General features: G+C 69.3%; 29 protein-coding genes and 2 pseudogenes. 19 read left to right on the top strand and 12 right to left on the bottom strand.

From position 1 onward, the window contains the following. Positions 1–13 precede the first annotated feature (13 nt). Positions 14–586 carry a TetR/AcrR family transcriptional regulator gene (locus P2L57_RS03545; RefSeq protein ID WP_275808018.1) on the top strand — a complete coding sequence of 191 codons (573 nt, stop codon included), beginning with the start codon at positions 14–16 and terminating at the stop codon, positions 584–586. A gap of 60 nt (positions 587–646) precedes the next feature. On the opposite strand, the pseudogene P2L57_RS03540 reads toward P2L57_RS03545, so the two are convergent. The 4 genes and pseudogenes from P2L57_RS03540 to P2L57_RS03525 all read right to left on the bottom strand — a co-directional run. Next, positions 647–739 (bottom strand): annotated as a pseudogene (locus P2L57_RS03540) (glycosyltransferase family 2 protein); the annotation flags it as partial. A 22-nt stretch (positions 740–761) separates the two neighbouring features. Continuing rightward, positions 762–1610 (bottom strand): helix-turn-helix domain-containing protein, encoded by an 849-nt coding sequence (locus P2L57_RS03535; protein ID WP_275808015.1) that lies wholly within the window; start codon positions 1608–1610, stop codon positions 762–764. 6 nt (positions 1611–1616) lie between these two features. After that, entirely contained in the window at positions 1617–2135 is a 519-nt protein-coding gene (locus P2L57_RS03530; RefSeq protein ID WP_275808012.1) for a DUF6879 family protein, read from the bottom strand. Next, positions 2116–2379: a hypothetical protein gene (locus P2L57_RS03525; protein ID WP_275809155.1), complete on the bottom strand. Its 264-nt coding sequence runs from the start codon at positions 2377–2379 to the stop codon at positions 2116–2118. Before P2L57_RS03525 ends, P2L57_RS03530 begins: the two co-directional genes overlap by 20 nt. Positions 2380–2634: 255 nt before the next feature. Between P2L57_RS03525 and P2L57_RS03520 the strand changes: the two genes are divergently transcribed. Next, entirely contained in the window at positions 2635–3798 is a 1164-nt protein-coding gene (locus P2L57_RS03520) for a glycoside hydrolase family 64 protein (RefSeq protein WP_275808010.1), read from the top strand. 150 nt (positions 3799–3948) lie between these two features. Beyond that, positions 3949–4353: a hypothetical protein gene (locus P2L57_RS03515; RefSeq protein ID WP_275808007.1), complete on the top strand. Its 405-nt coding sequence runs from the start codon at positions 3949–3951 to the stop codon at positions 4351–4353. A 41-nt stretch (positions 4354–4394) separates the two neighbouring features. On the opposite strand, the gene P2L57_RS03510 is transcribed toward P2L57_RS03515, so the two are convergent. After that, positions 4395–6050 carry an alpha/beta hydrolase gene (locus tag P2L57_RS03510; RefSeq protein ID WP_275808005.1) on the bottom strand — a complete coding sequence of 552 codons (1656 nt, stop codon included), beginning with the start codon at positions 6048–6050 and terminating at the stop codon, positions 4395–4397. A gap of 333 nt (positions 6051–6383) precedes the next feature. Here P2L57_RS03510 and P2L57_RS03505 point away from each other — a divergent pair, with 333 nt between their 5' ends. The 6 genes from P2L57_RS03505 to P2L57_RS03480 all read left to right on the top strand — a co-directional run bounded on the left by P2L57_RS03505 (position 6384) and on the right by P2L57_RS03480 (position 16698). Beyond that, the gene (locus tag P2L57_RS03505) at positions 6384–8888 is read left to right on the top strand and encodes a glycoside hydrolase family 15 protein (RefSeq protein ID WP_275808002.1); all 2505 of its coding nucleotides are present in this window, start codon (positions 6384–6386) and stop codon (positions 8886–8888) included. 440 nt (positions 8889–9328) lie between these two features. After that, a complete protein-coding gene (locus P2L57_RS03500; protein WP_275808000.1) occupies positions 9329–10591 on the top strand; it encodes a phenylacetate--CoA ligase family protein in 1263 nt (420 codons plus the stop codon). Continuing rightward, entirely contained in the window at positions 10588–11880 is a 1293-nt protein-coding gene (locus tag P2L57_RS03495; protein ID WP_275807997.1) for an MFS transporter, read from the top strand. Before P2L57_RS03500 ends, P2L57_RS03495 begins: the two co-directional genes overlap by 4 nt. Beyond that, positions 11880–13022, top strand: coding sequence for a GNAT family N-acetyltransferase (locus P2L57_RS03490; RefSeq protein ID WP_275807994.1), 1143 nt, complete (start codon positions 11880–11882; stop codon positions 13020–13022). Before P2L57_RS03495 ends, P2L57_RS03490 begins: the two co-directional genes overlap by 1 nt. Beyond that, positions 13019–14176: a LuxE/PaaK family acyltransferase gene (locus tag P2L57_RS03485; RefSeq protein ID WP_275807991.1), complete on the top strand. Its 1158-nt coding sequence runs from the start codon at positions 13019–13021 to the stop codon at positions 14174–14176. The genes P2L57_RS03490 and P2L57_RS03485 overlap by 4 nt, the downstream gene beginning before the upstream one ends. Next, complete coding sequence (locus P2L57_RS03480) at positions 14173–16698, top strand: acyl-CoA reductase (RefSeq protein ID WP_275807989.1); 2526 nt, start codon at positions 14173–14175, stop codon at positions 16696–16698. The genes P2L57_RS03485 and P2L57_RS03480 overlap by 4 nt, the downstream gene beginning before the upstream one ends. A gap of 493 nt (positions 16699–17191) precedes the next feature. Here the strand turns inward: P2L57_RS03480 and P2L57_RS03475 are convergent, their stop codons facing one another. Then, positions 17192–17395, bottom strand: a complete 204-nt coding sequence (locus P2L57_RS03475; protein ID WP_275807986.1) for a hypothetical protein — start codon at positions 17393–17395, stop codon at positions 17192–17194. A gap of 9 nt (positions 17396–17404) precedes the next feature. Between P2L57_RS03475 and P2L57_RS03470 the strand changes: the two genes are divergently transcribed. Further along, on the top strand, positions 17405–17545 hold the full coding sequence (locus P2L57_RS03470; RefSeq protein WP_275807983.1) for a hypothetical protein: 141 nt from the start codon (positions 17405–17407) through the stop codon (positions 17543–17545). A 168-nt stretch (positions 17546–17713) separates the two neighbouring features. On the opposite strand, the gene P2L57_RS03465 is transcribed toward P2L57_RS03470, so the two are convergent. Then, positions 17714–18454 (bottom strand): hypothetical protein, encoded by a 741-nt coding sequence (locus tag P2L57_RS03465; RefSeq protein WP_275807981.1) that lies wholly within the window; start codon positions 18452–18454, stop codon positions 17714–17716. Between the two features lie 320 nt (positions 18455–18774). Between P2L57_RS03465 and P2L57_RS03460 the strand changes: the two are divergent. Continuing rightward, positions 18775–18999 (top strand): annotated as a pseudogene (locus tag P2L57_RS03460) (SAM-dependent methyltransferase); the annotation flags it as partial. Here P2L57_RS03460 and P2L57_RS03455 read toward each other — a convergent pair. Then, positions 18971–19216: a hypothetical protein gene (locus P2L57_RS03455; RefSeq protein WP_275809235.1), complete on the bottom strand. Its 246-nt coding sequence runs from the start codon at positions 19214–19216 to the stop codon at positions 18971–18973. The pseudogene P2L57_RS03460 and the gene P2L57_RS03455 overlap by 29 nt on opposite strands. A 232-nt stretch (positions 19217–19448) precedes the next feature. Between P2L57_RS03455 and P2L57_RS03450 the strand changes: the two genes are divergently transcribed. Beyond that, a complete protein-coding gene (locus P2L57_RS03450) occupies positions 19449–19895 on the top strand; it encodes a hypothetical protein (RefSeq protein WP_308292427.1) in 447 nt (148 codons plus the stop codon). Positions 19896–20118: 223 nt separating this feature from the next. Here P2L57_RS03450 and P2L57_RS03445 read toward each other — a convergent pair whose 3' ends face one another. After that, positions 20119–20790, bottom strand: coding sequence for a DUF3800 domain-containing protein (locus tag P2L57_RS03445; RefSeq protein ID WP_275807976.1), 672 nt, complete (start codon positions 20788–20790; stop codon positions 20119–20121). 399 nt (positions 20791–21189) lie between these two features. Here P2L57_RS03445 and P2L57_RS03440 point away from each other — a divergent pair, with 399 nt between their 5' ends. After that, complete coding sequence (locus P2L57_RS03440; RefSeq protein ID WP_275807973.1) at positions 21190–21615, top strand: hypothetical protein; 426 nt, start codon at positions 21190–21192, stop codon at positions 21613–21615. A 114-nt stretch (positions 21616–21729) separates the two neighbouring features. Here P2L57_RS03440 and P2L57_RS03435 read toward each other — a convergent pair whose 3' ends face one another. Together P2L57_RS03435 and P2L57_RS41075 are read right to left on the bottom strand one after the other, a co-directional pair. Then, positions 21730–22125 (bottom strand): cytochrome P450, encoded by a 396-nt coding sequence (locus P2L57_RS03435; protein WP_372515590.1) that lies wholly within the window; start codon positions 22123–22125, stop codon positions 21730–21732. A 30-nt stretch (positions 22126–22155) separates the two neighbouring features. Beyond that, positions 22156–22581 carry a hypothetical protein gene (locus tag P2L57_RS41075; protein ID WP_443732073.1) on the bottom strand — a complete coding sequence of 142 codons (426 nt, stop codon included), beginning with the start codon at positions 22579–22581 and terminating at the stop codon, positions 22156–22158. Here P2L57_RS41075 and P2L57_RS41070 point away from each other — a divergent pair. From P2L57_RS41070 to P2L57_RS03410, 6 genes are all read left to right on the top strand, one after another. After that, positions 22465–22857: a helix-turn-helix domain-containing protein gene (locus P2L57_RS41070; RefSeq protein WP_443732072.1), complete on the top strand. Its 393-nt coding sequence runs from the start codon at positions 22465–22467 to the stop codon at positions 22855–22857. The genes P2L57_RS41075 and P2L57_RS41070 overlap by 117 nt on opposite strands. Beyond that, positions 22790–23320 carry an MmyB family transcriptional regulator gene (locus tag P2L57_RS41065; protein WP_504986583.1) on the top strand — a complete coding sequence of 177 codons (531 nt, stop codon included), beginning with the start codon at positions 22790–22792 and terminating at the stop codon, positions 23318–23320. Before P2L57_RS41070 ends, P2L57_RS41065 begins: the two co-directional genes overlap by 68 nt. A gap of 97 nt (positions 23321–23417) precedes the next feature. Next, positions 23418–23840: an organic hydroperoxide resistance protein gene (locus P2L57_RS03425; RefSeq protein ID WP_275807970.1), complete on the top strand. Its 423-nt coding sequence runs from the start codon at positions 23418–23420 to the stop codon at positions 23838–23840. A 330-nt stretch (positions 23841–24170) separates the two neighbouring features. Then, a complete protein-coding gene (locus P2L57_RS03420; RefSeq protein ID WP_275807967.1) occupies positions 24171–24608 on the top strand; it encodes a PhzF family phenazine biosynthesis protein in 438 nt (145 codons plus the stop codon). A gap of 244 nt (positions 24609–24852) precedes the next feature. Further along, on the top strand, positions 24853–25176 hold the full coding sequence (locus P2L57_RS03415; protein ID WP_275807964.1) for a putative quinol monooxygenase: 324 nt from the start codon (positions 24853–24855) through the stop codon (positions 25174–25176). A 105-nt stretch (positions 25177–25281) separates the two neighbouring features. Continuing rightward, entirely contained in the window at positions 25282–25506 is a 225-nt protein-coding gene (locus P2L57_RS03410) for a hypothetical protein (RefSeq protein ID WP_275807961.1), read from the top strand. 9 nt (positions 25507–25515) lie between these two features. Here the strand turns inward: P2L57_RS03410 and P2L57_RS03405 are convergent, their stop codons facing one another. Continuing rightward, a complete protein-coding gene (locus P2L57_RS03405) occupies positions 25516–25863 on the bottom strand; it encodes a hypothetical protein (protein WP_275809152.1) in 348 nt (115 codons plus the stop codon). Positions 25864–25957 lie beyond the last annotated feature (94 nt).

Below are 25957 nucleotides of genomic sequence, written 5' to 3'. Positions count from 1 at the left end.
GATGAGGCACGACATGACCGAGCGGCGACGCAAGGGCAGCGACACCAAGGCGGAGATCCAGGAGGTCGCGCTCCACCTGTTCGCCGAGAATGGCTACGAGGCGACCTCGATGCGGGAGATCGCCGAGCGCCTGGACATCTCCAAGGCCGCGCTGTACTACCACTTCGCGGGCAAGGAAGACATCATCCGCGCCCTCTTCGACGAGTACGTCCAAGAACTGGACGATCTCCTCGCCTGGGGCCGCACGCAGCCCCGCAGCGCCACCCTGCGGGACGAGATCCTGTCACGCTGGGTGGACCTGTCCGGACGCCGCGGCCTGCAGATCGCCCGCTTCGCCACCACCAACCAGCACGTCATCCGGGATCTCGCGCCCGACCGCGGGGGCGTGAAGGGCCGGATCGCCGAGCTCGTCGACCTCATCCTCGGCCCGGACGCCGCACCGGCCGACCAACTCCGCGCCCGGGTCGCCCTGTTCAGCGTCAACCTCGCCAGCTTTGCCGCGCAGGACCTCTCCCTGCCCGACCTGGACATCCTCACTGTCGCCCGCGAGGTCGCCAACACGCTGATGCCGGGGGGCGAGGGCTGACCCGGGTCGCCGGGCGGTATCCGTATGTTGCGCGTCGCGCCGGGCGCGACGCGTGGAGACTCAGATGACCGGCGGTCGGCCCAGGCGGGTCATCCTCCATACCGTTGCCCACCGCATCGGATGGCGGGGCGGGCACGGGGTACGCAGGCCCTCGCCGCACGTGATTGCGCGTGGATCACAGGAGCAAGTCAAGGGCCTTGGTGATCAATGCGCGGGCCTTCGCTCCATAGACCGCCATGTCAGCCATTGTGGTGAACGTGTCCGCGTACATGGCTATCTCGCTGGGCTGCGTGATCGTGAGGTGCCCCGAGACAAGCTCAACGTTGACTTGCGAAGTATCGAAGATCCAGAACCCCTCGACTGGCATTCGCGTTCGGCCCAGGCGAGTAGGTACCACTCCCACGCTCACGTTGGGCAGGGCGCTGACCGTGATCAAGTGTTCAAGCTGTTCCGTCTGTGTGTCAGCGCTGCCCAGTCCATTCCTCAACACCGACTCCTCAACGAGGAACGCAAAGCGCCGTTGTCCCTCGTACAGGACGCGTTGCCGATCCATGCGGACGGCCACAGCGTCGGCCACGTCATCGACTGTGACCCGCCGTCGTTGGACAGCGCGCAACACGTCCTCCGTGTAACCGTAGGTCTGGAGCAATCCAGGCACGAACCACGAAGAGTAGGCCCGGAACCAGCGTGTGCGCTCGAACAGGGGGAGAACGGCCTCCTGCGCCCGCCGCAGTCCCGCATGTTCCATTCGGCGCCATTCCACCCACATGCCTTCGACAGCCCGCAGCGAAGCGACCAGATCGTCTGTCTGGTCCTCCCTGCCGCACGCCCGGCACCATGCGCGGATGTCGTCGGCGGACGGTGCGGTCCTCGCAGTCGAGATTCGCGACACCTTGGATGGGTGCCAGCCGCACGCAGCGGCGAGGGCCCTGCCGTCCAGCCCGGCGTCCTGGCGCATCTCCCGAAGGCGATCGGCAAGGACTCGCCGGGCTGCTTGAACACTTGAAGATCCTGAGGCGGGCATGGCGAGTCAGACCGGCTTGTACTCCTCGTGCGGTGTAGCCCGTGCCCACACCGCTTCAAAGGCCGAACTGACCAGACCCACAACAGCCGGTTCGGTGCACCACTCCCGATCAACTACCTCGCCGATTCCGGAGAAGAAGGTGAACAGCACTGACGACCCGTCGAACAGCCACAAGTCAGTCCCCGGTAGCGCAAGGTCGGCAGCCTTGCGTCGGGGCAGCCAGCGGACCAATTCACCCGCTGCGACGTTGGCGAACGTGAGGTCATGCTCATACCGGATGTAGTCCGTGACCGGCTCCGAGACGATGCGGGCCCTTCGCATCACGACGCCGCGTGCCGTCGTCTCGGTCACGAGGTCACGCCAGGACCCCCACCAGTCGGGCAGCTTCTCGGGGTCGTTGCCGTATCGATGGCCAGCCCGCCAGCGGGCGAACTCCGGATCGTCCGGGGTGTAACTGTCACGCATCTCCAGGTGCACGGCGGAGCGCTGCGCCTTGGCCAGTCCCTCACGTACGGGGTACTTCACCGTTGCCACCCTCCGGTCGCGGGATGCACTTCAGCATCACGGCTGGAAGCCGGATGATCGTCTCGTGAACCGGAACATCCGTGGAGTGACCGGGAATCGACCCGATCTCCTGGCACGCCTTCACCTCTTCCTCCGTGGCCTTGTAGGACTGGATCAGCAGATCCCCCGTGTCCTCGTCCAGCCAAATAGTCGGCGAGTCGTCGACGGGCGTGTTAGGGATGATCCCCAGGAAACGCAACCCCATATCCTCTCCCGGTGCCGATCCGATTGCGCTCGATTGCATGAGCGTCACCCGCACCGCCGAGGCCGTCAAGGGCGCGTAGGGTCGCGTACGGGGCGAGAAGCAAGCTGTACCCCCCACGGCAACCGTGATCCCGTTGCGCACACCTCTTGAAAGGATTCCTCCCCTTCTGCTTGGCTTCCGCTCAACACCTGAACGTGGCGTTTTCTCAGGCAACATGAGCGAACGTCACACCCCCCACACCTCAGGGACCACGCAATGCTCAAGCGACGCTCGTTCCTCGTCGGACTGGCGGGAGCGACCATCCCCACCGCCGGAATCTTCACTTCTCGTGCGTTCGCCGGACCGGCGGCGGCCAGCAGCCTGCCGCTCACCGTGGTGAACAACTCCGGTACGTATGCCAACAGTTCGGTCCGCCTCTACATCGTGGGCACCGATCTGGCCACCGGTCAGCAGGCCTACGTCAAGCCGGACGGCACGCTCACCCCGGTAGCGCTCTCCGACAACGGGGCCGACGGCTACACCGACTACTCCATACCGCTGGCCGCCTCCGGGGACACCCGGCTCACCCTGCCCGCCATGTCCGGCAGGATCTACGTCGCCCTCGGTGACAAGTTGAAGTTCAAGGCGGTCGCCGACGGCGCGGGCCGCCCCGCCCTCCAGTACCCGGCGGGGTGGGTGTCCTTCGATCCCAACTACCAGGTGCTGCATGACTTCTCGGAGTTCACGTTCAACAGTTCCGGGATGTACTGCAACACGACGGCCGTCGACCAGTTCAGCGTTCCGCTCGCGCTTCGGCTCACCGGTGCGGCCGACCAGACCACCGGGACGATCCGGCAGGGCGGTCGCGATGCGGTGTTCTCCGCGGTGGCCGCAGCGCCCGGCTTCGACAAGCTGGTCGTCGGGAACAAGCTGCGGGTCATCGCCCCCGGCCACGGCCTGGACACCGGGCTGTTCTCGTCCTCGTACTACGACGCGTACATCAGCCAGGTCTGGGACACCTATCGCGGCACGGATCTGACGGTCACCGTCGACTCCGGTACCTTCACCGGCCGGGTCGGCGGTGACGCCCTCACGTTCAACGGCCCCCGCTCGGTCTCCTTCTCCCGGCCGTCCACCCGTGACGTGCTCTACTGCGACGGTGCGCTCGCCGCGCCCAACGACGGTACGACCGGACCGGTCGCCGCCGTGCTCGGCGCCGGGTTCAACCGCTCGGTGCTCGCCTCCCAGCACTCCCAACCGGTCACCGACGCCGGCGCGTTCTACAGCATCGACACCACCAACCACTACGCGAAGGCGATCCACGCGGCCACCACGGACGGCAAGGCGTACGGCTTCGCCTTCGACGACGTCGCCGGGTTCGCCAGCTACATCCAGGACACGGCACCGACGGGACTTACGCTCACCCTGACCCCCTGGTAGAGCCCGTTATGAACCAGTGACAGACAGGGCGGCAACGGTACCTGGCATTCCGCCATCCAGGCGGTCGTACGGGTCACGAGCCCGGGAGAAGCCCGACCCTCTTCCCCGGGCTCGCGCCAACTGCTGTACAGCAAGGGGGAATGCGAAACCATGAGCAGGTTCAACCGGGTCGCGCTGCGCACCGCCGTCGTCGCCCTGGCGGGCTTCTCGGCGGTCGGTCTCGCGGCCGGCGCCGCCTCCGCCAAGTCCGACATCTCGCTGTCGGCGGGCCCGCGCACCGTGCACGTCGGCGGGCAGATCCATCTGAAGGGGACCGGCGACAACGACGACTTCCACATCAAGCGCTTCTGCGTCCAGGAGCGGACCGGACACCACGCCTGGCGCGACCTCAAGTGCACCAAGCCCGGCATCGGCGGGGGCGGCAGCCTCACCCTGCGGGTGAAGGCGACGCACCGGGGGACCTACCAATTCCGCGGCGTGCTGTTCGAGAAGTCCCACGGCAACCGCTTCGAGCCCGGCCCGACGTCCGCGGTCCGCACCGTCACCGTGCGCTGAACGACGTCCGGTGTCCGCCGGCGGTCGGCGGACACCGGACGTCAGTCGCAGGTCCCGCCGTCGGCCGGCATCAGACCGGTGCGGAAGAACCGGTCGGTGCGCTGCCGGACGCACTCGCTGAGCCGGTAGGCGACATGGCCCTGGCCGCGGTAGGTCAGCACCACTCCGACACCGGTGGCCGCCGCCATCCGCCGCGCGCCCCGGTACGGGGTGACCGGGTCGGTTGCCGTCGTCACCATCAGGATCCGCGGCGCGCCCTCCGCCCGGACCTCCCGCCATGAGTTGTCACCGCCGCCCGTCCATCCGGTGCAGGCCAGCATCTCGTGCAGGCTCAAAGCGCCGAGGATCGGCGAGGCACGCACCAGGCTCGACAGTGCCGTCTGCGCCTCCTGGGGGGTGTAGCGGTCCGCTGTGTCCCGGCATTCCACGGCAAGGCTGACGGCGTAGGCGTTGTCAGCCGGGGGATCGACGCGGGACGGCCCGGACGGCCGGGCAATGCCACCGGCCACCGCGGTCACACCGAGCCGGATCAGTGGTACGGGCTCCTGCTGGACGAGCAGGGCGCGCAGCGCGGAGCGCAGCGCGGGCCACGCGTGCTGGTCGAAGACCGAGTCCGCGATGGCGTGGCTGAAGGTCTGCTGGTCGAGTTCCGCGCCCGGTACGGCCAGCGGATGGCGGTCCAGCGCGTCGTAGCTGCGCTGGAGCCGCGCCTCGGCGGTGTCCACCTTGCCGTGGAAGGGGCATTCGGCGGGGTGCTCCCGCAGGCAGTCGGCGAGGAAGTTCCGGATGCCGCGCTGGTCGTCCTTGGCTCGGGCGAGGGCCGTCAGCCTGGTGTCGAGGGAGGGATCGACGATGCCGTCGAGGACCATGCGTCCTGTGGTGTGCGGGAACTGGTGGGCGTAGACCGCACCGAGTTTGGAACCGTACGACATCCCGAAGTAGTTGAGCTTGCGGTCGCCCAGGGCCTGCCGCAGCACATCGAGGTCCCGGGAGACGCTGGTGGTGCCGACGTAGGGCAGGATCGGGCCGGAGATCTCCGCACAGGCGCGCGCGTGCTGGGCGTACTGCTCGGCCTCGGCCCGTAGTTGGACCCCCGCGTCGTCGACCGGATCACGGCTGCGGAGCAGCGCCGCGGCGTCCGCCGATGCGGCGGCGGGCGGTTCGCCCTGCGGGCCGGTGCAGGTCAGCGGGTGGCTGCGGCCCCAACCCCGTGGATCGAGGCCGATCAGGTCGTAGGAGTCTCGCAGGCGGGCGAAGCTACCGATCCGCGCGGCCAGTTGGTCGACGCCCGAGGTGCCCGGGCCGCCGAAGTTGAAGACCAGTGAGCCCAGCCGGTGTCCGGAGGCATGGGCACGGAAGCGGGTCACGGCCAGCGAGACGGTGCCCTTGGCCGGGGCGGCGTAGTCCTGCGGCACCGTCAGCCGAGCGCACTGCATGCCGGAGACCGCGGCGGCCAGCCCCGGGCGCGATGCGACGCTGGTGCTCACCCCGTGTCGTCCGCAGTGCGTCCAGGCCAGCGTCTGCTGGTAGAAGGGGTGCAGATTCGGCTGGGGGCCCCGCGCGTCGGTCGGCGGCGGTATGAACGGCGCGTAGGGAAGCGTGGCCGCGTACGCGAGCGTGGCGATCACCAGCACCACCCCGGCGAGCGCGGCCAGCAGAATGCTGCCGATGCCGCCCGGTCCCCGGGGTCCCCGCATGCGGGACAGCGGCGATCGTGACCGGACGAGACCCATGCCGTGACACTAAGTCGACGCCCTCTCCCCCGCACCCGGGACGCGTCCAGTCCAGCGACGCCGGTCTGCTGGCGGAATCCGCCCGAGGCTGACTTCACAGCTTGAACACGGCAACCCCGCCCGGATGGCATCCGCTTGAAGTATTGACAGGTACGCGTCGCCGGAGGAAGCTCACGCAGCACCGTTCTCGCACCTCAGGGCGGTGACACTCCCTCCGGTGCTTCGATCGTGTGCGGAGTCGCGCAAGGTCCCCCACCCCTGGCGACCGAAAGGCATAAGTGCAGCGATATGTTCAACATGTCGAGCAAGAGGCCACCCGGCAGGGCCGCGAGGCCACCCAAGAGAGCGCCGTCGTGGCTCCGTAGCACCTCGCTCCTCACCGCCGCGGTCACCCTGGCCGCCGCGGCACTCGCCGGTTCGGCGGGCAGCGCGGCCGCCGACCCGGCGCCCGGAGCGCCGGGTGCCGACGCGTACTGGAACGAGCCGAACGTACAGGGCTTCGCCGACGCGCTCTCCGCGCAGTCGAAGGTCTGGTACACCCTCGGCAACGGCGAGCTGCAGAACGTCCTGTATCCGCAGCCCGACACCCCCGACACCTTCGGGCTGCAGTACTACGTCACCGACGGCTCGTCCTTCACCGACAACGAGGTGGCCAACACCAGCCACGCCATCTCCCTCGTCGATCCGACCTCGTTGGAGTGGCAGCAGACCAACGCCGCGGCCAACGGCAAGTACAAGATCACCAAGACGTACGTCGCCGATCCGGCCCGTTCCGTGGTGCTGATGCGCACGACATTCGAGAACCTCTCCAGCACACCGCTGTCGCTGTACGCCCAGTACAACCCGGCACTGAACAACGACGGCATGGGCAACACCGGATCCACCGACGCCGCCAGCGGCGATCTGACGGCCGCGAACGGATCGGTGGCGAGCGCCCTGGCGGCCTCCACCGGATTCACCGCGTCCGCCACCGGCTACGCGGGCACCGCCGGCGACGGAGCCAGTGAGCTGATGAACAGCCACCAGCTCACCACACCCGGTCAGACCGCGCCGACCGCCGGTCATCTCGCGCAGACCGCCCAGATCCCGGTGTCCGCCAGCGGCTCCACCAGCTTCACCCTCGCCCTGGCCTTCAACACCAGCACCGGCGCGGCGGTCAGCGACGCCGCCGCCTCACTCAGCGCAGGCTTCCCCAGCGCCGAGACCGCCTTCCAGTCCGGCTGGCACGGCTGGAACGCCGGACTCAACGCACCGCCCTCCTCGGTCACTTCGGACGCCAAGCTCAAGCAGCAGTACCAGGTCTCGCTGATGGAGGTGAAGGCGGACGAGGACAAGACCCACGTCGGCGGTTTCGTCGCCGCGCCGCTCACCCCGTGGGGCGGGAGCGTCAGCGCCAACAGCGCCGGGGTACACGGCTACCACCTGGTGTGGACCCGCGACGAGTACCAGATGGCCACCTCCCTGCTCGCGGCCGGTGACAGCACCGACGCGGCGGACGCGCTCAACTACATCCTCACCAACGAGGTGACCTCCAGCGGCTACGTCAAGCAGAACAGCTGGCTGGACGGCACCCAGGAGTGGGGCGGCGTCCAGGAGGACCAGGTCGCCTTCCCCATCGTGCTGGCCTACCAGCTCGGCAAGACCGATGCGGCCACCTGGTCCAAGGTGAGGTTGCTCGCCGACTACATCGTCAGCAACGGCCCGGCCACCGGCCAGGAGCGGTGGGAGGAGAACGGCGGCTACTCCCCGTCGACGATGGCCGCCGAGGTCGCCGGACTGGTGTGCGCCGCCCAGATCGCGACCGCGAACGGCGACCCGTCGCACGCGTCCACGTATCTGGCCGACGCCGACGCCATCCAGACGGCTGTCGACTCCCACACGTACACCACCACGGGATCGATCGCGGGCGGCTCGTACTACGTACGGATCACTCCGAACGGCAACCCCAACAGCGGTGACACGATCAGCATCTCCAACGGCGGTGGCACGTACGACCAACGGGCCATCGTCGACCAGGGCTTCCTGGAGCTGTCCCGGCTCGGTGTGAAGCCCGCGTCGTCACCACAGATCACCAACTCGCTGGCGGCGGTGGACGCCACGATCAAGACGGTCATCCCCGGCTACGGCACCTATTGGGGCCGCTACAACCACGACGGCTACGGTGAGACCTCGTCCGGCGCCGACTACACGGGTGCGGGCGTCGGCCGCCCGTGGCCGGTGCTCAGCGGTGAACGCGGCGAGTACGACGTGCAGGCCGGTGATCTGACCGGCGCCCAGGCGACGCTGGCCTCGATGGCGAACGCGGCCAACTCCGGTTACCAGATCTCCGAGCAGATCTGGCCCGGCGCCAGTGCGGACGGATTCACCCAGGGGCAGCCGGACAACTCCGCGACCCCGCTGATGTGGACGATGGCGCAGTTCGTGCGACTGGCCGTCGACATCTCGGCGGGCAAGACCGTCGACACCCCGGCGATCGTGGCCCAGCGGTACGCCAGTGGCGGTCCGCCGAACCAGGTCTCCGTCACTTTCGACGAGAACGCGACCACTTACTGGGGCCAGAACGTCTTCGTCGTGGGCTCGGTCCCGGCGCTGGGCTCCTGGGACCCGGCCAAGTCCGTACCGCTGTCCTCGGCGTCCTACCCGGTGTGGAGCGGCACGGTCTCCCTCCCGGCGCAGACCACTGTCCAGTACAAGTACCTGAAGAAGAATCCGGACGGCTCCGTCACCTGGGAAAGCGATCCCAACCGCTCGTATACGACCGGCGCTTCGGGATCCGTCACGCTGAACGACTCCTGGCGCTGATCCACCGGCCCGCCGACCACCCGGCCCGTCCCGTTCATTCGGGACGGGCCGCAGTGCTTTCCAGCCGCGCCGCCTATACCACGGTACCCGCACAGGGGTATCCCAGCGGCCCGCGAGCACGGTTCGAAAATGGGCCGGAAGGGGTGGTACCGTTATTGTTCTGTGGGGACATCAAGTGGCCCGAGCTCATGGCGAGTTGGCCAGAACACGACTATTCACCTTCTGTTTTCTTTCCAGCCGGAACCGGCCGGAAATCGCCTGCCCGCTTGCACCGGCCACCGCGGTTACAGCTAGCGTGCTCCCCGCCCGTCGGAAATAGCCCCGAAATCCGGGGTACGGACCGCTGCCGCCAGCAGGGCCCGTACGACGGCCACACCCGTCAAAGTGATCTCACCACCATGTGACATCACTCTCCTTCGCATGCCACAAAGCAGGGATCGATGCCCGTTCAACAAATATCGGAACTCATACGCTTCGTGCGTCACAACTCACCGTTCTACTCCCGGCTCTACGCCGATCTGCCGGATCGGGTCACAGAGCTGACGGACCTTCCGGTGGTGCCGCAGACCGAGTTCTGGCGAGCCAACACACCACGCGGCAATCGCCTGTTGACCGGGCCGCTGGACGAAGCGGTGGTCTTCAAAAGCGGTGGCACGACCGGGGCACCCAAATTCTCCTTCTATACACGTGAAGAGTGGCGCGAATTCACCGCCGCCTTCGGTGAGAACCTGGTCGGGGCCGGGCTGCGTCCGGGGCACCGAGTTGCGGACCTGTTCTACGCGGGCGAGCTCTACGCCAGTTTCACGTTCATTCTGGACGCACTCCAGCACTCCCCCGTCGGCAACGTACGACTGCCGATCGGCGGTGCGGCCCCACTGGAGTCGACCGTACACACGCTGACGGAATTCGACGTCGATGTGGTGGCGGGGACTCCGACCACACTGTGCTCGCTGGCCGACCACCTCATCGCGTCCGGTCGCCAACTTCCCCGGGTTGAACTGCTGTTCTTCGGCGGGGAAAGTCTCTTCTCCGATCAGCACCGGCTGTTGTCCCGGGCACTCCCCAACGCCGCCCCGCGCTCCATCGGTTACGCGAGTGTGGACGCCGGGCTGCTCGGCGCCGCCGTGCCCGGCGGGGATCCCCGCATCCACCGCTCGTTCACCCCGTACGCCGTCATGGAGATCCTCGACGAGCACACCGGGCAGCCGATCACCGCGAACGGTGTGCCGGGCCGTGCCGTGCTGACCGACCTGCGGAGACGGCTGATGCCGATCCTGCGCTATCCGGTCGGTGACCGCGCGGAATGGGTGGACGCCGACGCCGGGCACTTCCGCATACTCGGCCGCTCCGAGGAGGGCGTGCGCGTCGGCCCGGTCTCGCTGTACACGCAGGACGTCCATGACATCGTTGGCGCCGCGGACCTCGCGGGACATGTGGTCGGCATCCAACTGGTCACCCGGCGCTGGGACGGGCGTGACGGACTGGTGCTGCGGCTGGCGACCGACCAGGACACCACCGGACTGGGCGAGTTGGCCGATGCCATCGCCAAGGAGCTGATCGCGGCCCGCCCGCTGTACGCCGAGGCCGCACTGGCGGGTCATGTGCACCCGCCCGCCGTGGAGTGGGCCCGGATGGGCGGGCTTGCGGTCAACGCCCGCTCGGGCAAGCTGATCCGGGTGCTGGACGAGAGGGCGCAGTCATGACGGCGACCCCGAGAAGCGCCCGGCGGCTGCCCGTGGTGCTGCGCAACCGGGCGTTCGGCGCCGTATGGGCCGCCCAGGTACTCACCCAGGCCGCCAACCGGATGTTCCAGGTCGGCGCCGTGTGGTGGCTGGTCGGCTATGCGATCGGCGGTGACCAGGGCCTGGCCTCCGGTGCCTTCCTCGCGGTGAGCACGCTGCCCGCGGTCGCGCTGGCCCCGCTGGTCGCCCGGGTTATCGCCCGGTACCCGCACCGGGAGGTACTCCGGGTCTCGGCCGCCGTGGCGGGGGTGGTCGCGGCCGGGGTGGCGGGCTGGGCCCATCTGCACGCGCTGCCGCTGGTGACCGCGTACGCGGCGGCGCTGGTGCTGGCGGCGTGCCAGGCGCTCTTCGACCCGTGTCTGACCACCTCGGTGCCGGAACTGGTCGATGACGCGGACATCGAGGCGGCCACCGGATTCGAGCTGGCCACCCAGTCGCTCGCCGGACTCGCGGGCGGGCTGCTGGGCCCGCTGGTGGTGGACGCCGGAGGTTTTCCCGCGGTGCTCGCGGGGTGCGCCGGGGCCTACCTGGCGGCGGCCGGTGTGCTCGGCCTGGCGCGCTTCGCGGCGGCCCCGGAGGAGGCGGCCGACGGCCAGGCCACCGCCGCACGGCGGACGTTGCGCCAGGTGCTCGGCGGTCGCCCGCTGATCCGGTACGTGTTGTGGTGCCTGACGGCGGCCAACCTGTTCACCACCGCTGTGTACGTGGTCATGCCGCTGTACACGCGCTCAGTGCTGCACTCCGACGGAAGCACGGTCGCCACCTTCGAATCCGCCCTGGGCATCGGCGCGTTGGTGGGGTCGTTCACCGGCCGTCTGCTGCCCGGCGGCCCGGCGACCACCGGCGGCGCCTGCCTGGTGGCGATGGCAGCCGCGCTGGGCGTGCCGGGCGCGGTCGCCGACCAGGCCGTCGTGGCGGCCTGCCTGGTGGTCGCCGGGTGGTGCGTCGGCGCGATCGGGGTGCGGTTCGTCGCCCTGTTCCAGCGGCTGGTGCCCACCGCCGACAAGCCGGTGTTCTTCGCCGCCATGCAGGCCCTGCTGGGCGCGACGTTCCCGGTCTCCTCGCTGGTCTTCGGCCTCCTCGGCGACCACCTGTCGCCGCGTTCGCTGTGCCTGCTGCAGGCGGCCGGGCTGGTTCCGGCGGCCCTGGCGCTGTGCTGGCTGGGCGGACGTAGCCAGCACGAATCCGTCGCGGACGACGGTCTGGACGAGCCGCTGGAGGCGGCCGCGGCGATGGCTGGTGACCAGTGATGACCACGACGCTCACCTCGGCGGCACTTCGCGACATCGCCGATCTGCGGCAGTTGTACTTCGACGTCTACGGCCACGGCTACCCCGTCGCGCTCGGCAGCGATCCCGCGGTCATGCGGCGGCTGATCGCCGACCCGCACACGTACTGGCTCACCGCCCGTACCGGCAGCGGTGAACTGGCCGGTTCCGCGGTCGTCCAGACCGATCCGGGGACCCGCGTCGGCAAACTGGTGGGGCTCGCGGTGCATCCCGCGCACCGCCAGGGGGGCCTGGCCGGGCGGCTGACCGGGTCGGTGTGCTCGGCGGCGTTCGACGGCGGCGGCGTGGACTCGGTGTACGCCACGGTCCGTATGGTCACCCGCGGTCCGCAGAACGTGGTGCTGCGCAACGGGTTCCGGCCGGTCGGCCTGATGCCCAACGCGGCCGAGGTCGAGGGTTGCGAGAGCCTGGCGCTGTTCGTCCGCTACGCGGACGGCGTCCTGACCCGCCGGGAGACCGTGCCGGAAGTGCCCGAGGCGCTGCTGCCGCTGCTGCGGGCCTGCGAGGAGAGCACGGGCGTCGGCTTCGGCGATCCGGCGGCCGCCCGGCCCGGCCCGAACGCGCCGCGTTCCACGACCCGTTCGGGGGCCGACTTCGAACTCGTCGACGCGCCCGGTTTCGTGCGGCGCCGGTTCCTGGAGCTGTTCCCCGATCCGGCCAGCCGCTTCTTTCCGCTGCACACGCCCAACGCCGTACTGCTGCCGGACGACGGCCGCTTCGAGGCGTACGCCCAGTTGGACCGGGCGGCCGGTAGCTGCGCTCTGGTCGCGGTGCATCCGCACCTCGGCGCGGTCACCGACTTGCTCGAACCGCTGATGGACGCCGTCGCGCGGGCCGGCGCCGACTATGTGGAGGCGCTGCTGCCGCTGGCCGACAGCACGGGGCTGGCAGCCTTCCTGGCCCAGGGTTTCGTACCCGGCGCCGTCTACCCGGCCATGCGGCGGTCCGCCGACCGCTTCCACGACTATGTGGTGCTCTCCCGCACCAGCCGTCAGATCGACTTCCGCAACGTCGCCGCGGGCGGTCTGCTCCAGCCGTATCTGACGGCGTATCTGACGGCCTGGACTTCGACTTATCTGCCCCTCCCCGAGGTTGTCTCATGAACCCCGCCAATCCGCCGAACCCGCATCTCGCCCCCGTCGAGGTCCCCGACCCCGCGGCGCTGCCGAACGTGCAGCGGCTGTGCGACCTGGCCGATCCCTACGCGCAGGACGAGCGGACCGACGCGCTGTTCGCAGCCGCCATGGAGGAGGCCAACGCCTGGCACGCGCAGCGCTCCCCGTTCTTCCGCTCGCTGCTGGCCGACACCCCGGGCGGCTCGCTGCCGCTCGTACACGCCAACTTCTTCAAGCTGCACGAGGTGCTCTCCGTCCCCCGGGACGAGGTCTTCCTCCATCTGACCTCGTCCGGCACCAGCGGCCAGAAGTCGCAGATGTTCTTCGACGAGTGGACCATCCGCGCCGCGCAGCGCATGGTCGGCCGGATCTTCGACTCCTACGGGTGGATCACCCCCGAGCAGCCGGTCAACTACCTTCTGTACAGCTATGAACCGGCTCCCGAGATGCGGCTTGGCACCTCGTTCACCGACAACTACCTGTGCGACTTCGCACCCGCGCGACAGGTCTCGTACGCCCTGCGGCACACCGGCAAGGGTCATGAGTTCGATGTGTTCGGTGTGCTGAACGCGCTGCAGCGCTACGCGGACGAGGGGCTGCCGGTCCGGATCCTGGGCTTCCCCGCCTTCTTGCACTTCACCTTGGAGCGGATGCGCGAACTCGGCGTCCCCGCGCTGCGGTTGCCCGAGGACTCGCTGGTGGTGCTCGGCGGCGGCTGGAAGGGACACGCCGACCGGCAGATCCCCAAGGACCGTTTCCACGCGGCCGTCACCGAGCGACTGGGCATCCCCGGCGACCGGATCCGCGACACCTACGGTTCGGTCGAGCACTGCGTGCCGTACGTGGAGTGCGAACGCCACCGGTTGCATGTGCCGGTGTGGTCCCGGGCGGCGGTGCGCTCGACCGAAACGCTGCGGCCGTTGCCGTACGGCGAACGCGGCTATCTGCATCTGGCCTCGCCGTACATCACCTCGGTTCCGGCGCACAGCGTCGTCATGGGAGATCTCGCCTCGCTCCAGCCGGGCGGAGAGTGCGAATGCCCGCTGGGCACCGACTGGTTCACCATCCACGGGCGTGCCGGACTGAGCCGCAACCGCAGTTGCGCGGTCGCCGCCGCCGAACTGCTGAAGGGAATGTCTTGACCGGCAACGACCACTTCTGGCAAGGCGCGTTCATCGACGACGCCGAAGCGGCCAAGCGACTGGCCGATCTGCCGACCACCGTGGAGCGGGCGCTGGCCGAGCCGTTGGACACCGACACGGTGCTGGCCGCCTGTGACGCGCTGAGCACCGCGCTGCGGGACCCGGCGCGGGGCGTCCGCACGCGACTGGCGGAACCCCTGATCGCGGCGGGTACGGACGGCGAGGAGGCGGACGCGGTACTCGCCGAGATCGCGGAGGCCATCAGCCGTACGGCGCTGACCCGCAAGCTGCGCAGGGAACTCGGCGGCCCCGCGCCGGACCGGTTGACCCGCCCGGACGCGCGTACCACGGTCTTCGAGGCCTGGGCCCCGGTCGGACTCGTGGTGCACATCGCGCCGGGCAACTCGGCGGGCGTCGCACCGCTGAGCGTCATCGAGGGCCTGCTCGCGGGCAACGTCAACGTGCTGAAGACCAGCAGCGGGGACACCCTGCTCGCCCAGCACCTGCTCGCCGAGCTGGCCGCGGCCGACCCGTCCGGTGCCATCGCCGCCCGGCTGATCGCGCTGCGCTTCCCGTCGCGGCGTCAGGAGTGGCTGCGGGACATCTGCGCGGCCGCCGACGCGGTGGCCGTCTGGGGCGGCGAGGCGGCCGTCGAGGGGGTGGCCGCGCATGTTCCGGCGGGCTGCCGGTTGATCGAATGGGGTCACAAGATCTCGTTCGGCTATCTGACCCGCGACGTCTGGGCCGCGCCGGACACGCTGGCCGCACTGGCGGCGGACGTGTGCCGCTTCGAGCAGCAGGCGTGTTCCAGCCCTCAGGTGATCTACCTCGACACGGACGACGCGGAGGAGGTCTTCGCCTTCGCCCGGCGGTTCGCCGACGTACTGGCCGGGGTGTCGGCCGGACGCCCGGCGCCGGTGATCGACGAGGCGGCCCGGGCCGAGATCACCACCACCGAGTTGGTGGCCCGGCTGGAGAGCCATCTCGGTCTGACGAAGGTCATCGCGGCCGAGGACGGTTCATGGCGTGTCCTGGCCGACTCCCGGGCCGCGCTGACGGCCTCCCCGTTGCACCGCAGCATCTGGGTCAAGCCGCTGCCCCGGGCCCGGCTGACCGCGGTCCTGCGGCCGATGCGCCGCTATCTGCAGACCGCGGCGATCGGCGGCAGCAAGGCCGACATCGCGGCGCTGTCCCGGGCCGCCATCGCGGCCGGGGTGCTGCGGATCACGCCGGTCGGCGCGATGCCGGACAGCTATCACGGAGAGCCGCACGACGGGGTGTACGCCCTACAGCGTTACAGCCGCCGGGTCAGCGTGCAGGCGGACGGCCAGTTCGCCGACGTCGCCTGCCTGGACGACCTGATACGCCCCGTCGCCCAGCCCGCCCCGCCCACCGGGCCGCTGCTGGACAAGGCGGGCGTGCAACGCGCCCTGCGTGACATCGATCCGGACGACGCCCAGCTGTACTTCCGCAGCGGCGGCACCACCGGGGCGCCCGCGCTGTCGGTCTTCACCCACGACGACTACGACACGCAGATGCGCGCCGCCGCGCACGGCCTGCTGACCGCGGGGTTCGATCCGCGCCGTGACCGGGCGGCGAACCTGTTCTTCTGCGGCGGGATGTATGGCAGCTTCATCAGCTTCTTCTCCATCCTGGAGCGGCTGAGCGCCACCCAGATCCCGATCGCGGCTGGCCCCGACCACCGGGCCATCGCCGAGGCGCTAGTGGAGTACCGGGTGGACACCGTCTTCGGCATGCCGTCCTACCTGTGGCAGTTGTTCCACACCCAGGCCGATCTGCTGGGCCCGTACGGCGGGATCCGCAAGGTGTTCTACGGTGGTGAGCACTTCACCGCGGAGCAACGCCGCACGCTGGAAGAGGACTTCGGGGTGGAGGTGATCCGCTCGGCCGCGTACGGGAGCACGGACCTCGGACCGCTCGGCTACCAGTGCGACCACTGCGAAGGCTCGGTACACCACGTGCTCACCGAGCTGCACACGCTGGAGATCCTCGATCCGCAGGAGGACCGGCCGGTGCTCGGCGGGCAGCCGGGGCGGCTGGTGTTCACCAGCCGGACCCGGCGGGGACAGCGCCTCGACCGTTACGAGATCGGCGACCTGGGCCGTGCGGTGCCCGGTGTGTGCGGCTGCGGCAGTCATACCCCGCGCATCGAACTGCTGGGGCGGCACGGCGATGTGGTGCGGGTGGGTACCTACTTCTACAACTACCGCCAGTTCGTCCGGACCGCGGAGGAACGCCTGGGCTACCGCGGTGAGCTGCAGATGGTGCTGTCCTCCGGCACCGGACGCGAGCAGCTGACGCTCCGTCTCGACCGGCGCTACGCACCGGCGCCCGACGTGGCGCGCGAAGCCTTCCTGGACGGCTGCCCGGAGTTGCGCGGCGCGGTGGACGAGGAGTTGCTCAGCTGCTCGGTGGAGACGGTCGACACGCTTGACTTCGAGCGGACCGCCACGAGCGGGAAGCTTCGTTCGGTCATCGACCGCCGACACGTCGCACCCTGACACCTCGCACCCTGACGCCACGCCCGCGCCGCCGCGCTGCACCGCGGCGGCGCGGCGGCCACCCCCCGCGGTGTCCGGCCCATGACGGCGGGCGGCATCCCTGGTCTGACCGGGATGGTCGCCGCAGCGCGCGCTTGGGCAGGACACGGCCTCCGGCATTTGAGAGGATGGAATCGACGGGGACGATTCCTCTCGGCCCGACCCCCAGGAGGGACGGCCATGAGCGTCTTCAGGTTGCTCGGCACGCGGGTGCGCTGCCGGAGCCACTACCGCTGGAACTCCAGAGTTCACCGCTGCGTGATCGTCAGGTACTGAGTAGGAGCTCCTCACCCAGGGGGCGGCGGAACTCCAGCCACCGCCCCCGCTACCCGCCGCCGAACAACCCAGCGATCAGACGGAACGGCGCGGGACACCGCCGTCGCGATCCCGGCCGTCTCAAACTCACGCTTCGGCCTGCGAAGACGCCCGCGGCGGCAGCAGCCGCACCGGCTGGCTAACCCCAGACTTCGGGTCCACCGCCGCGCCACTCGATCAGATCCGGATCATCCAGAGCCACGTCGTCCGGATTGATGCCTGCACGGCGCAGGAGTTCCTCGACGTCACCCGGTGACTTGGCGACGCCGACCGGCTCACCAAGCACCGTCATCAGCCGCCCACCGTCCTGAGGCGGATGCACCACAAGAGTCGGATACCCCATACCGCCAGCGTGCGACGACCGCTCCCGAGTCGCACGCCGACCGGCCGTTTCCCCAGCCGCACGACGATCACCCGGCACACCGCCCCGTTCCGCCGCCAGACGCTCCGCCGGGCCGCACGGATCGCGGTCGTCGCCTACGCCGAGACCTGAAGACATTGACTGGCCATGCTGCGACATGACGACCCCCGAATTGTTGAGTGTTAAACGGGATTATGGCAGTCACATGGGGAACTTGTGACCACCTTGCGAGGACGTGCCGAAGCCTGCCGCGCGGGCAACGAACCGCCCCGGCCCAGGAGTTCAGCAGGGCCCCGAGCCTCAGGCGGCGGCCACCGGAGCAGTGGTCGCCGCTCGTGTCACGTCGGCGACCAGTTCGGCCATGTCCGGACCGTACGCATCGGAGTTGACCACCTTCAGCAGCAGGCAGAAGGTGGCGTCCGACCCATGACTGCGCGCGAGACGGCCGTGGTGACGGGCGAGATACCGCACCGCCGCCTGGTTGGTTATCCCGCGCTGACCACAGGCGAGGAACACCGGCCGGTCGTTGCCAGCGCCCTTACCCGCGGTGAGCCGCGCCAGCAGAACGTACTCCACGACCCCCCTCTCCATGCGGTACGTCTCGCCACCGATCGTGAACGCACCCTGATCCGGGCCGAGTTCAGCACCGGCGTTCATGGCGACGCCCGGCAGCAGGGACCTCAGATGCGCCGCTGTGCGCAGGTTCGACGACGGTCCGCCGACACAGAACTCCGTACGCGAGCCAAACCCCTGCTGCCCCAGGTCATGCGGCAGGATCTCGGCGTGCGCGCCGCACTCCTTGACCACTGCCGCCAGTTCCATCAGCGCGACCGCGTCATGTCGGCTCACGCTTGAATCCCGCTCCGCCTTCGTGTCCCTGTTGACCACAAGAAGGCACTCGGAGCCGGTCGGCAGCCCGAAGAAGCGCTGCTTGCGCCTCAGTCGCCGCCGCCAGACATAGGTGCGTACGAACCAGCCGAAACCGGCACTGATGGCGCTGGCCGCGAGCCCGAGGATGATGTTGCGCACGTCGTCGCTCATGGGCGGGGATGGTAACGCCCCCGCATGAAGCCGTCGCCAGACCGGCCTTGCACCGGAATCGGAGGAGGCTGAACTCTGGGCGCCACTGATGGAGCCACAACGTCCTGATCCGCGAAAATGCCGCCTGAGCGCGACCAAGAACGCCTCCGTCGCGGCCCCGGACCAGGGCGGCGACGGCCTTGCACGCAGGGCCGGGAGGATGCCGTGTCCGCCCGCGTCAGCGGCCCTCAGACGCGCCCTCAGGATATCCCGCCATGCCGTTTGACGTGGTCTTTTACCTGAAGCCGCCCTACCATCGCCGTACCACGAGAGGGGGCCGGATGAACCGGAGCGTGCGCACGATCGACGACGTACTCAGGCTCATGGACAGCCTGTTCGCGCCAGATGCCGACCGATGGACGACGACCGACGGAAGCGCCTGGTGGGACGGCTTCTACGCCGATCGGTCCAAGCCCATACCGTTCTTCGTCGCCAAGCCGGACGAGAACCTCGTTTCCTATCTGGATCGCAGCCTGCTCACCCCCGGACGTGCCCTCGACCTGGGCCAACCGTGGGCGGCAGACCTGGTTCCTCGCCGATGTCGAGGAACTGCGGGAGCGGCTGCACGGGTAGCACCCCAGCCGTGCTGAGGCGGCTGCGTTCGGCTACCGCTCGTAGCAGCGCACGCCGCAGCCGGAGGGTGCGGATCCGCACCTCCAGGGCGTCGGCGTGCGCTGCCGCGGCCTCGGGCACCGACATCATGCAGCGCGTCCCGTCCTCCATGCCCCCACCTTCGCGTCTCCCCTTACGGGAATCCCAAGTCCATCTTCCGTGCAGCCTGTCACCCGCTGAGCCGGAGGTGCCCACCGTCGGCACGGTTCACGTGACGGTCATGCGCTGGGCGTTGACCGTGTCCGCGACAATGCGCGATGGTTGGCCCGTCAGTGCCTGACGAATGCGAGTCCGACCGGTCCACGGACAACTGGAGGATGCGGTGAGGCAACGGTTATCCCGTTTGACACCCGCGCTGGCGCTCCTCGTCGCCGGAGCGACGCTGGCCGTCGGCGCGGCGGGGACGGCGCAGGCAAGCGGCGTCCCAGCCCAACGACCCGCCGCCGTCGGCGTGTTCAACGACGACCCGACACCGCAGCAACAGGAAGACCTCCGCCAGGTGGCGGGCGCCATCTGGGACGACTCGCTGGCCGCCGGATGGAACATGAACAGCGACGTGAGCGACGTCCTGTCGCAGGCGACCGGCGAGATCCTCAAGTGCTCCGCTGCGTTCGCGCTGGTGCCCAGGCCCCCAGGCTTCGTTCCCGGGCTGGGTTACCTGGTGAGCTACTGGAAGAACCTGCGCGACTACTTCCTGGTGGTCAGCAAGAACCGTACTTACGGCGCCTGTGTGAAGGCAACAGCCCTCAACTACCGCTCGGCCATCGAAATGGCCTCGGCGGGTATCTGACAACGGCTTCAGACTGTCTGAAGGCCGCTGCAGCCGCGCTCACGGAACGCGTGCCGCACGGATTCCGCCACGCCGACCTGGCGCGCGGCGCCCCGCCAGGTGTGAAGGGGTGTGACTCTGCGCGGGGTATGGCATACTCGTTGTGCGGACCTGGCCTGCGTACGCGGGATCACCGGGTCTAGCTTTCTCAAGGCCCGGCCAGAGTGCCGGGCCTTTGTGCTGCTCAGATCTTCCGGGGCGGGTCGGCGGCCGGCAGCAGCCTGGCCCACCAGTCCCACATGAACCGCTTGCCCTCGTGGCGCTGCACCGCTTGGTACGCGGTGTAGGCGAGCAGGTCGGCGGCCTGTACGGGCTGGCTGGTGTTGGAACCGAGGAACCAAGGGTCCTCGACGATGTGCCGGGTGGCCAGCTTCAGCTTGCGGTGCTCACGCTGATAGGTCGGATCGCTGCCGTCTCCGTCCATGACGATGACGCCGTGGTCGCCGGTGGCACCGAGCCGGGCGTCGAGGTCCGCGAGGAGTGCCTCGTACACCGCGGCGCGCTCGCCGTGGTAGGCGCGGCCCCTCTTCGGTGTGTGACGGTAGACCGCACCGGCGAAGGTACCGGGCATGGCGGCGATGGTGGCGAGAGCGTTCTGCGCGACCTGCGCTCGGTTCTTCTTGCGGCGGTCCCACGCCCGGTTCCCGGATGGCTCACCGCGGCCGGGAATGAACTGGGTGGCGTGCAACTCGTAGTCGGCGGGGATGCCGGCGTCGGTGTACAGCCGCTTACGGAAGTCCAACCAGCGGCGCAGCGCCTTGCTCCACTGGGCTATGTCGACCTCGGCCCAGCCGTAGACGACATAGCCGGTGCTCTCCGCGCCGGAGTCGTCGATGTAGAAGATCCGCGCTGCCACGCGTCCAAGCTACCTATCGCCATACATGTCAGGGGAGTTATCCGAAGCCCCAGTCGTCGTCCCGCGTCTGCGACCCCACGCCTGGCAGTCGGCTCTCCAAGTCACCCCCTTACGACCTGCGCCGGGCGCCGCCCGGCCCGGTGGTCCGACGTTCCGTCCGCGGCCGCCACCGTTGGCTTTGCGGCGGCGACTCGGGATCGATGCGTGCACGGCCTTCGCCGTCCCACAGCAGTGCCACGCCATGCCTCATCACAGCAGTTCAGAGGGTGGGACGTCCCGAGAGGACACCACTTGCCCGAGCGCCTCTCGCCCTTCGGCCAACCGCCGTGCACCGTGGTCTGCACGCCAGGGCTCAGCGGTCAGCCGCACAGTCCCACCACGACGGAAGGTACCGAGGCCATGAACGTCCGCAAGGGCATCACCGCACTCGCAGCCACCACAACCCTCGCCGGGCTGGCAACTCTGGGCCTGACAGCCCCCGCCCAGGCAGCGGCCAGGGTGGCCGCCCCACAGCCCGCGTCCGTGGCAACGTCCTGCTACGGCGGTTCCGTGGCATTGTCCCTTCCGGAAAACGGCTACAGCAACACGTACACCACCACGTCCCGCTGCAACGACATCAACCTCCGCCTCAACACGGAGGACGGCCTTGAGGTGCGTGTCTGCTGGGCCAAGAACCACACGTGCCAAAACGGCTGGACAATCGTGAGCCGACTGACCGAGTGGTCGGTAATAGCCAGTAACGTCACGCACGGGACGCGGTTCTACTTCCAGACGCAACCACTCGTCCAGACCGGAAGTTCATACCAGGGCCGAGCGGCCTTCTGACCTCGGCTCGGAGAGGCCTGCCCGGTGCGACGGGGGATGCACACCGGGCAGGCGCTGGAACCTTCATACCGCATCCGATCCTGGTCGCGCATCAAGCGAGTGTACTTTTGGCCGTCACCAGGTGACCGGGAGAGAGGTCAGGCCTCGAGCACGTACCGAGGGCCGCCACCGCAGCTCGTCGGGCGGCACGGCGAGTGCCGGGCCTGGGAAGCGGCGAAGCAGCGCCTCGATGGCGGTCTCGGCCTCCACCCGGGCCAGCGCCGCGCCCAGGCAGTGATGGATGCCGTGGCCGAACCAGAGGTTGCCGCTCTGCGCGCGCCGCGGGTCGAGCTGGTCGGGGTCGGGAAAGCGGTCCGGGTCGCGGTTGGCCGAGGCGATGGAGAGCAACACCGTCTCGCCGGCCGGGATGGTCACGCCTCCGATCTCGACGTCCTCAAGCGGGAATCGACGGATGGCGAGGGGTACTGGACCGTCCCAACGCGCGAACTCCTCTACCGCCGCCGGGATCACGGCCGGATTCCGTCGCAACTGCGCTGGCAGCTAGGGGCGTTGCAACAATCCCAGCACCGAATTTCCGATGAGGTGGACGACGTTCTCGACACCGGCGAGCTCTCGCAGCGCGGTGTCATCCCGGCTGATGAGGCGGTCGCCTCGCGACCCGGTGGAGCACTCGGCACCAAAGCTCGCTGCGTTCGTCCGCAGGTCCCCACGCGGGGAAGCCTGGCTGACACTGGCAGGGGCAGGCGGGCCGCGGTGCCCGCGCCCATACTCGATCACATGGACAGCAAGCCGCAGTTGGGGCGGTTCCTGCGAGCCCGCCGTGCGCAACTCCAGCCCACAGACGTAGGGGTGGCGACGTACGGCGAGCAGCGGCGGGTGCCGGGCCTGCGACGGGACGAGGTGGCCCGTCTGGCGGGCGTCAGCGAGTCGTACTACATCCGGCTGGAGCAGGGGACATCGCTCCACGCCTCCCCCGAGGTGCTGGACGCGATCGCGCGCGCTTCAACTGGACGACACCGAAAGCCGACACCTGCACGACCTCGCCGAAGCCGCTCACCAGAACGCTCGCTCACGAACCCGACGTCCGGCGCCGGAGCAGCTCACCGCCGCGACCGAACAGCTGATCGCCGCGTTCGGAGACACTCCGGTCATCGTCCTCGGCCGCCGCAGCGATGTGCTGGGCTGGAACCGCACCGGACACGCGCTGTTCGCCGGCCACCTCGCCCCCGACAGCCCCGCTGACCCGAAGGGGCGCCCGAACACCGCGCGCCTGGTCTTTCGCGACGCGCACACCCGCGAGCTGTACGAGGACTGGCCGAAGAAGGCCAGGGACGTGGTCGGCCGACTCCGCCTGGCCGTCGGCCGCTACCCGGACGATCCGCAGTTGGCCGCGCTGATCGGCGAACTGGCCATGCACAGCCAGGAGTTCACCACCTTGTGGTCCCAGCACCGGGTCCGTGCCTGGGACATCGCCGCCTACCGCATGCACCACCCGCTTGTCGGATCCCTTGACGTCACCCAACAAGCCCTGTCCGTCCCTGCGAAGCCGGGGCAGCGCATCGTCGCCGTCACCGCCGAAGCCGGGTCGGCCTCGCAGGCCGCACTGACATTGCTCGCCCAGGCCGCCGCAGCCGCAGACGGGCACGCCCGTCCTGCGGACTCCACGCCGCCGCGCGCCCCTTTGGCCACCGAACCGGCCCCATAGCCGCTCGGTGTGCCGGCCGAAAGACAACGCCCGGCAGCGCCACGTCGTGTCGGCCCGCACCGTCCACATACCCACAGCAACCCTGATAGGAGTCACCATGCCCGTGCTCTACACCACCGAGGCCGTCTCGTCCGGCGACGGCCGCAACGGCGAGGTCCGTTCCACCGACGGAGTCCTCGACGAACTCCTCGCGGTTCCGAAGGAGATGGGAGGTCCCGGCGGCGAGAAGACCAACCCCGAGCAGTTGTTCGCCGCCGGTTATGCCGCCTGCTTCCACAACGGGCTGCGCCTGATCGCCAGCGAGCGCAAGGTCCGCGTGGCCGACTCGACCGTCACGTCAACGGTGAGCCTGCTCGCCCTTGACGACGCACGCTTCACCCTCGCGGTCGAGCTGCACGCGCACCTGCCGGGCCTGGACCAGACCACCGCCGACGAACTCGTGCAGGCCACGCACCAAGTCTGCCCGTACTCCAATGTCACCCGCGGCAATATCGAGGTGGCGCTCAAGACGACCATCTGAGCCAGGCGTCTCCCCTGACGACACTGCGGCTGCCCTGCCACGGACAGGTGGCAGGGCAGCCGATCGGCGTCGTACCGGTGATCGCCGAGCGTGGTCATGTGCACGGAAGTGGCCTCGGCGTCCACCGCGGGGGAACGGCGCGCCACCGACATGATGTGAGGGGCGGCCATCGCACCGGCTGGGGTCCGCGTATCGCGCGGACCCTTGGAGTGCCCAGCACCGCCGCGCTACTCACGGCCGACCACACCGCCGCCGGCCAGAGCGTCGTGCGGGCGCCCAGCGGCGCGGCGAGCAGGCCCACGAGGCCACGCATTGGGCCTCACGTCGGACATGCCCGCTCGCGGCGCCTGCATCGCCTCCCTGGGGCGGCCGCGCATGCTGGTTCCGGTGTCCACACGGTCCGTTCTCGCCGCCTTGGCCCCGAACCTCGACCGGCTTCGTGATGCCTGCGACCGCCTTGGGCTGCTGGGCTGCTACGTGTACTGCACACCGACGGCTTACGGCCGCGCCATGGCCCGAATGTTCGCCCCGTCGATCGGCGTCCCAGAGGACATCGCCAACGCCAACAGCACCGCTTGCCTTGCCGCCCGTCTGGCCCGTGAGGGCATGACCGACATCACCGTCGACATGGGCGATGCGCTCGGTATCCCCGCCACCATTACCGCTTCCGCTTGGCAGCGCGAGGCCGGTCCACTGGTCCACGTCGGTGGCACCGCAACCATTGAGCGAATCGTCCGGCTCCAAAGCGTGTGGCAGAAGGCCGGGTGACCTGCTCGACGCTACGGGAGCGGCAGCGGCGAGCAGCTCAGCTCCCCCAGTACAGCCCGCACGACCTGCGACATGGATGGGCCACGGTGGCGTTGACCACCTTGGTGCTGACCTCGTAGGACGAGAGGAGCGCCCGACGCCTGCACAGGGGACGGCGCGGTGGCTCACGCCCGCGAGCCAGGGCGGCCTGCCGACACGTACGGTAGCGGAACACACCGTCCGGCCCATTGGGTAATCTCCCGCTATGTCCACACCTACGATCGGCCGTTTCGTCACCATGCGCGCTCAACCCGGCAGGGGAGGCGAGTTGGCTGACATCCTGTCGAGGGTCGCGGCGGCGCTGGCGGCGGCACCTGGCTGCCAGATGTACGTCATCTGCGAGGACAAGAACGATCCGGACACGGTCCGGGTCGTCGAGATGTGGGCTGACCAGGACAGTGTCACCGCCGCCCTGGCCGCCGTGACGCCGGAGGCCGAGTTCACCGTCGAGGATGTGCTGAACATGCTCTCCGGCAGTCCGGAAGTCGTCGAGTTCACTCCGCTCAGCGGTCCCGGGCTGCCCTCCTGAATGACCCGTCGTGAGTGACCCATCGCGGACTTTTCCGTTCTTCCGGGCAGAAGGCCTTACGGCGAGTGTCCGTAAGGCGCACGGAAGCGATGTAGAGGAGCGCCCATGGTCAGCAAGCCCCACTGGTCCGCGGCCACCGCAGTGCTCGGCGTCGGCCTGGTGCTGACCGCCGTGAGCCCGGCGTCGGCGGCCGGGCCGCTGGGCACCGGATCCACGGACGGGCGGCACTGCGGACTTCCGTTGGCCCATCAGGCGCTGAGCGGCAGCATCGTGTCCCGGGACTCGTTGACCGGGCTCTGCGAGGCCATCCACACCAACGGCACCTCCTGAGCGGGTGCCTCAGTGGCCGAAGAGGTGTAGCCCGTGCCGGTGCCGGGGCCTGCCCTCCGCGGCGCCTTCGTCGCCCCGCACGGGCGTCGCGTCGGGCTCCGCCGCCCGGCGCGCGACCCGCCGCTTGTCCCTGCGGTGCCGGGCATGCCTGGCACCGCCCCGCATCATCGCCAGGCCGAGGCAGAACACCAGCGCCAGCGCGAGCCCGGCCAGGAACACGTCGAGTGTGCTGAGCGTAGCCACGTGCTGGCCGAGCATGGTCACCCCGTAACCAGGCCCACCGGCGAAGTTCTCAGCGATCGCCAGGGCGGTGAACGCCGCGGCCACGCCCACCAGCAGCATCCCCAACAGGAGCATCACGGTCACCTCGCTCTATCAGTCCTCACCGGTACGGGTACCCGTCCGGCGCCGTCCGATACGGCGCTTCCGCACATGCGGGACACGCCGGGAC

Source organism: Streptantibioticus ferralitis (assembly GCF_029223525.1).
GTDB lineage: Bacteria > Actinomycetota > Actinomycetes > Streptomycetales > Streptomycetaceae > Streptantibioticus_A > Streptantibioticus_A ferralitis.
This window is presented reverse-complemented; position numbering and strand designations above follow the sequence as displayed.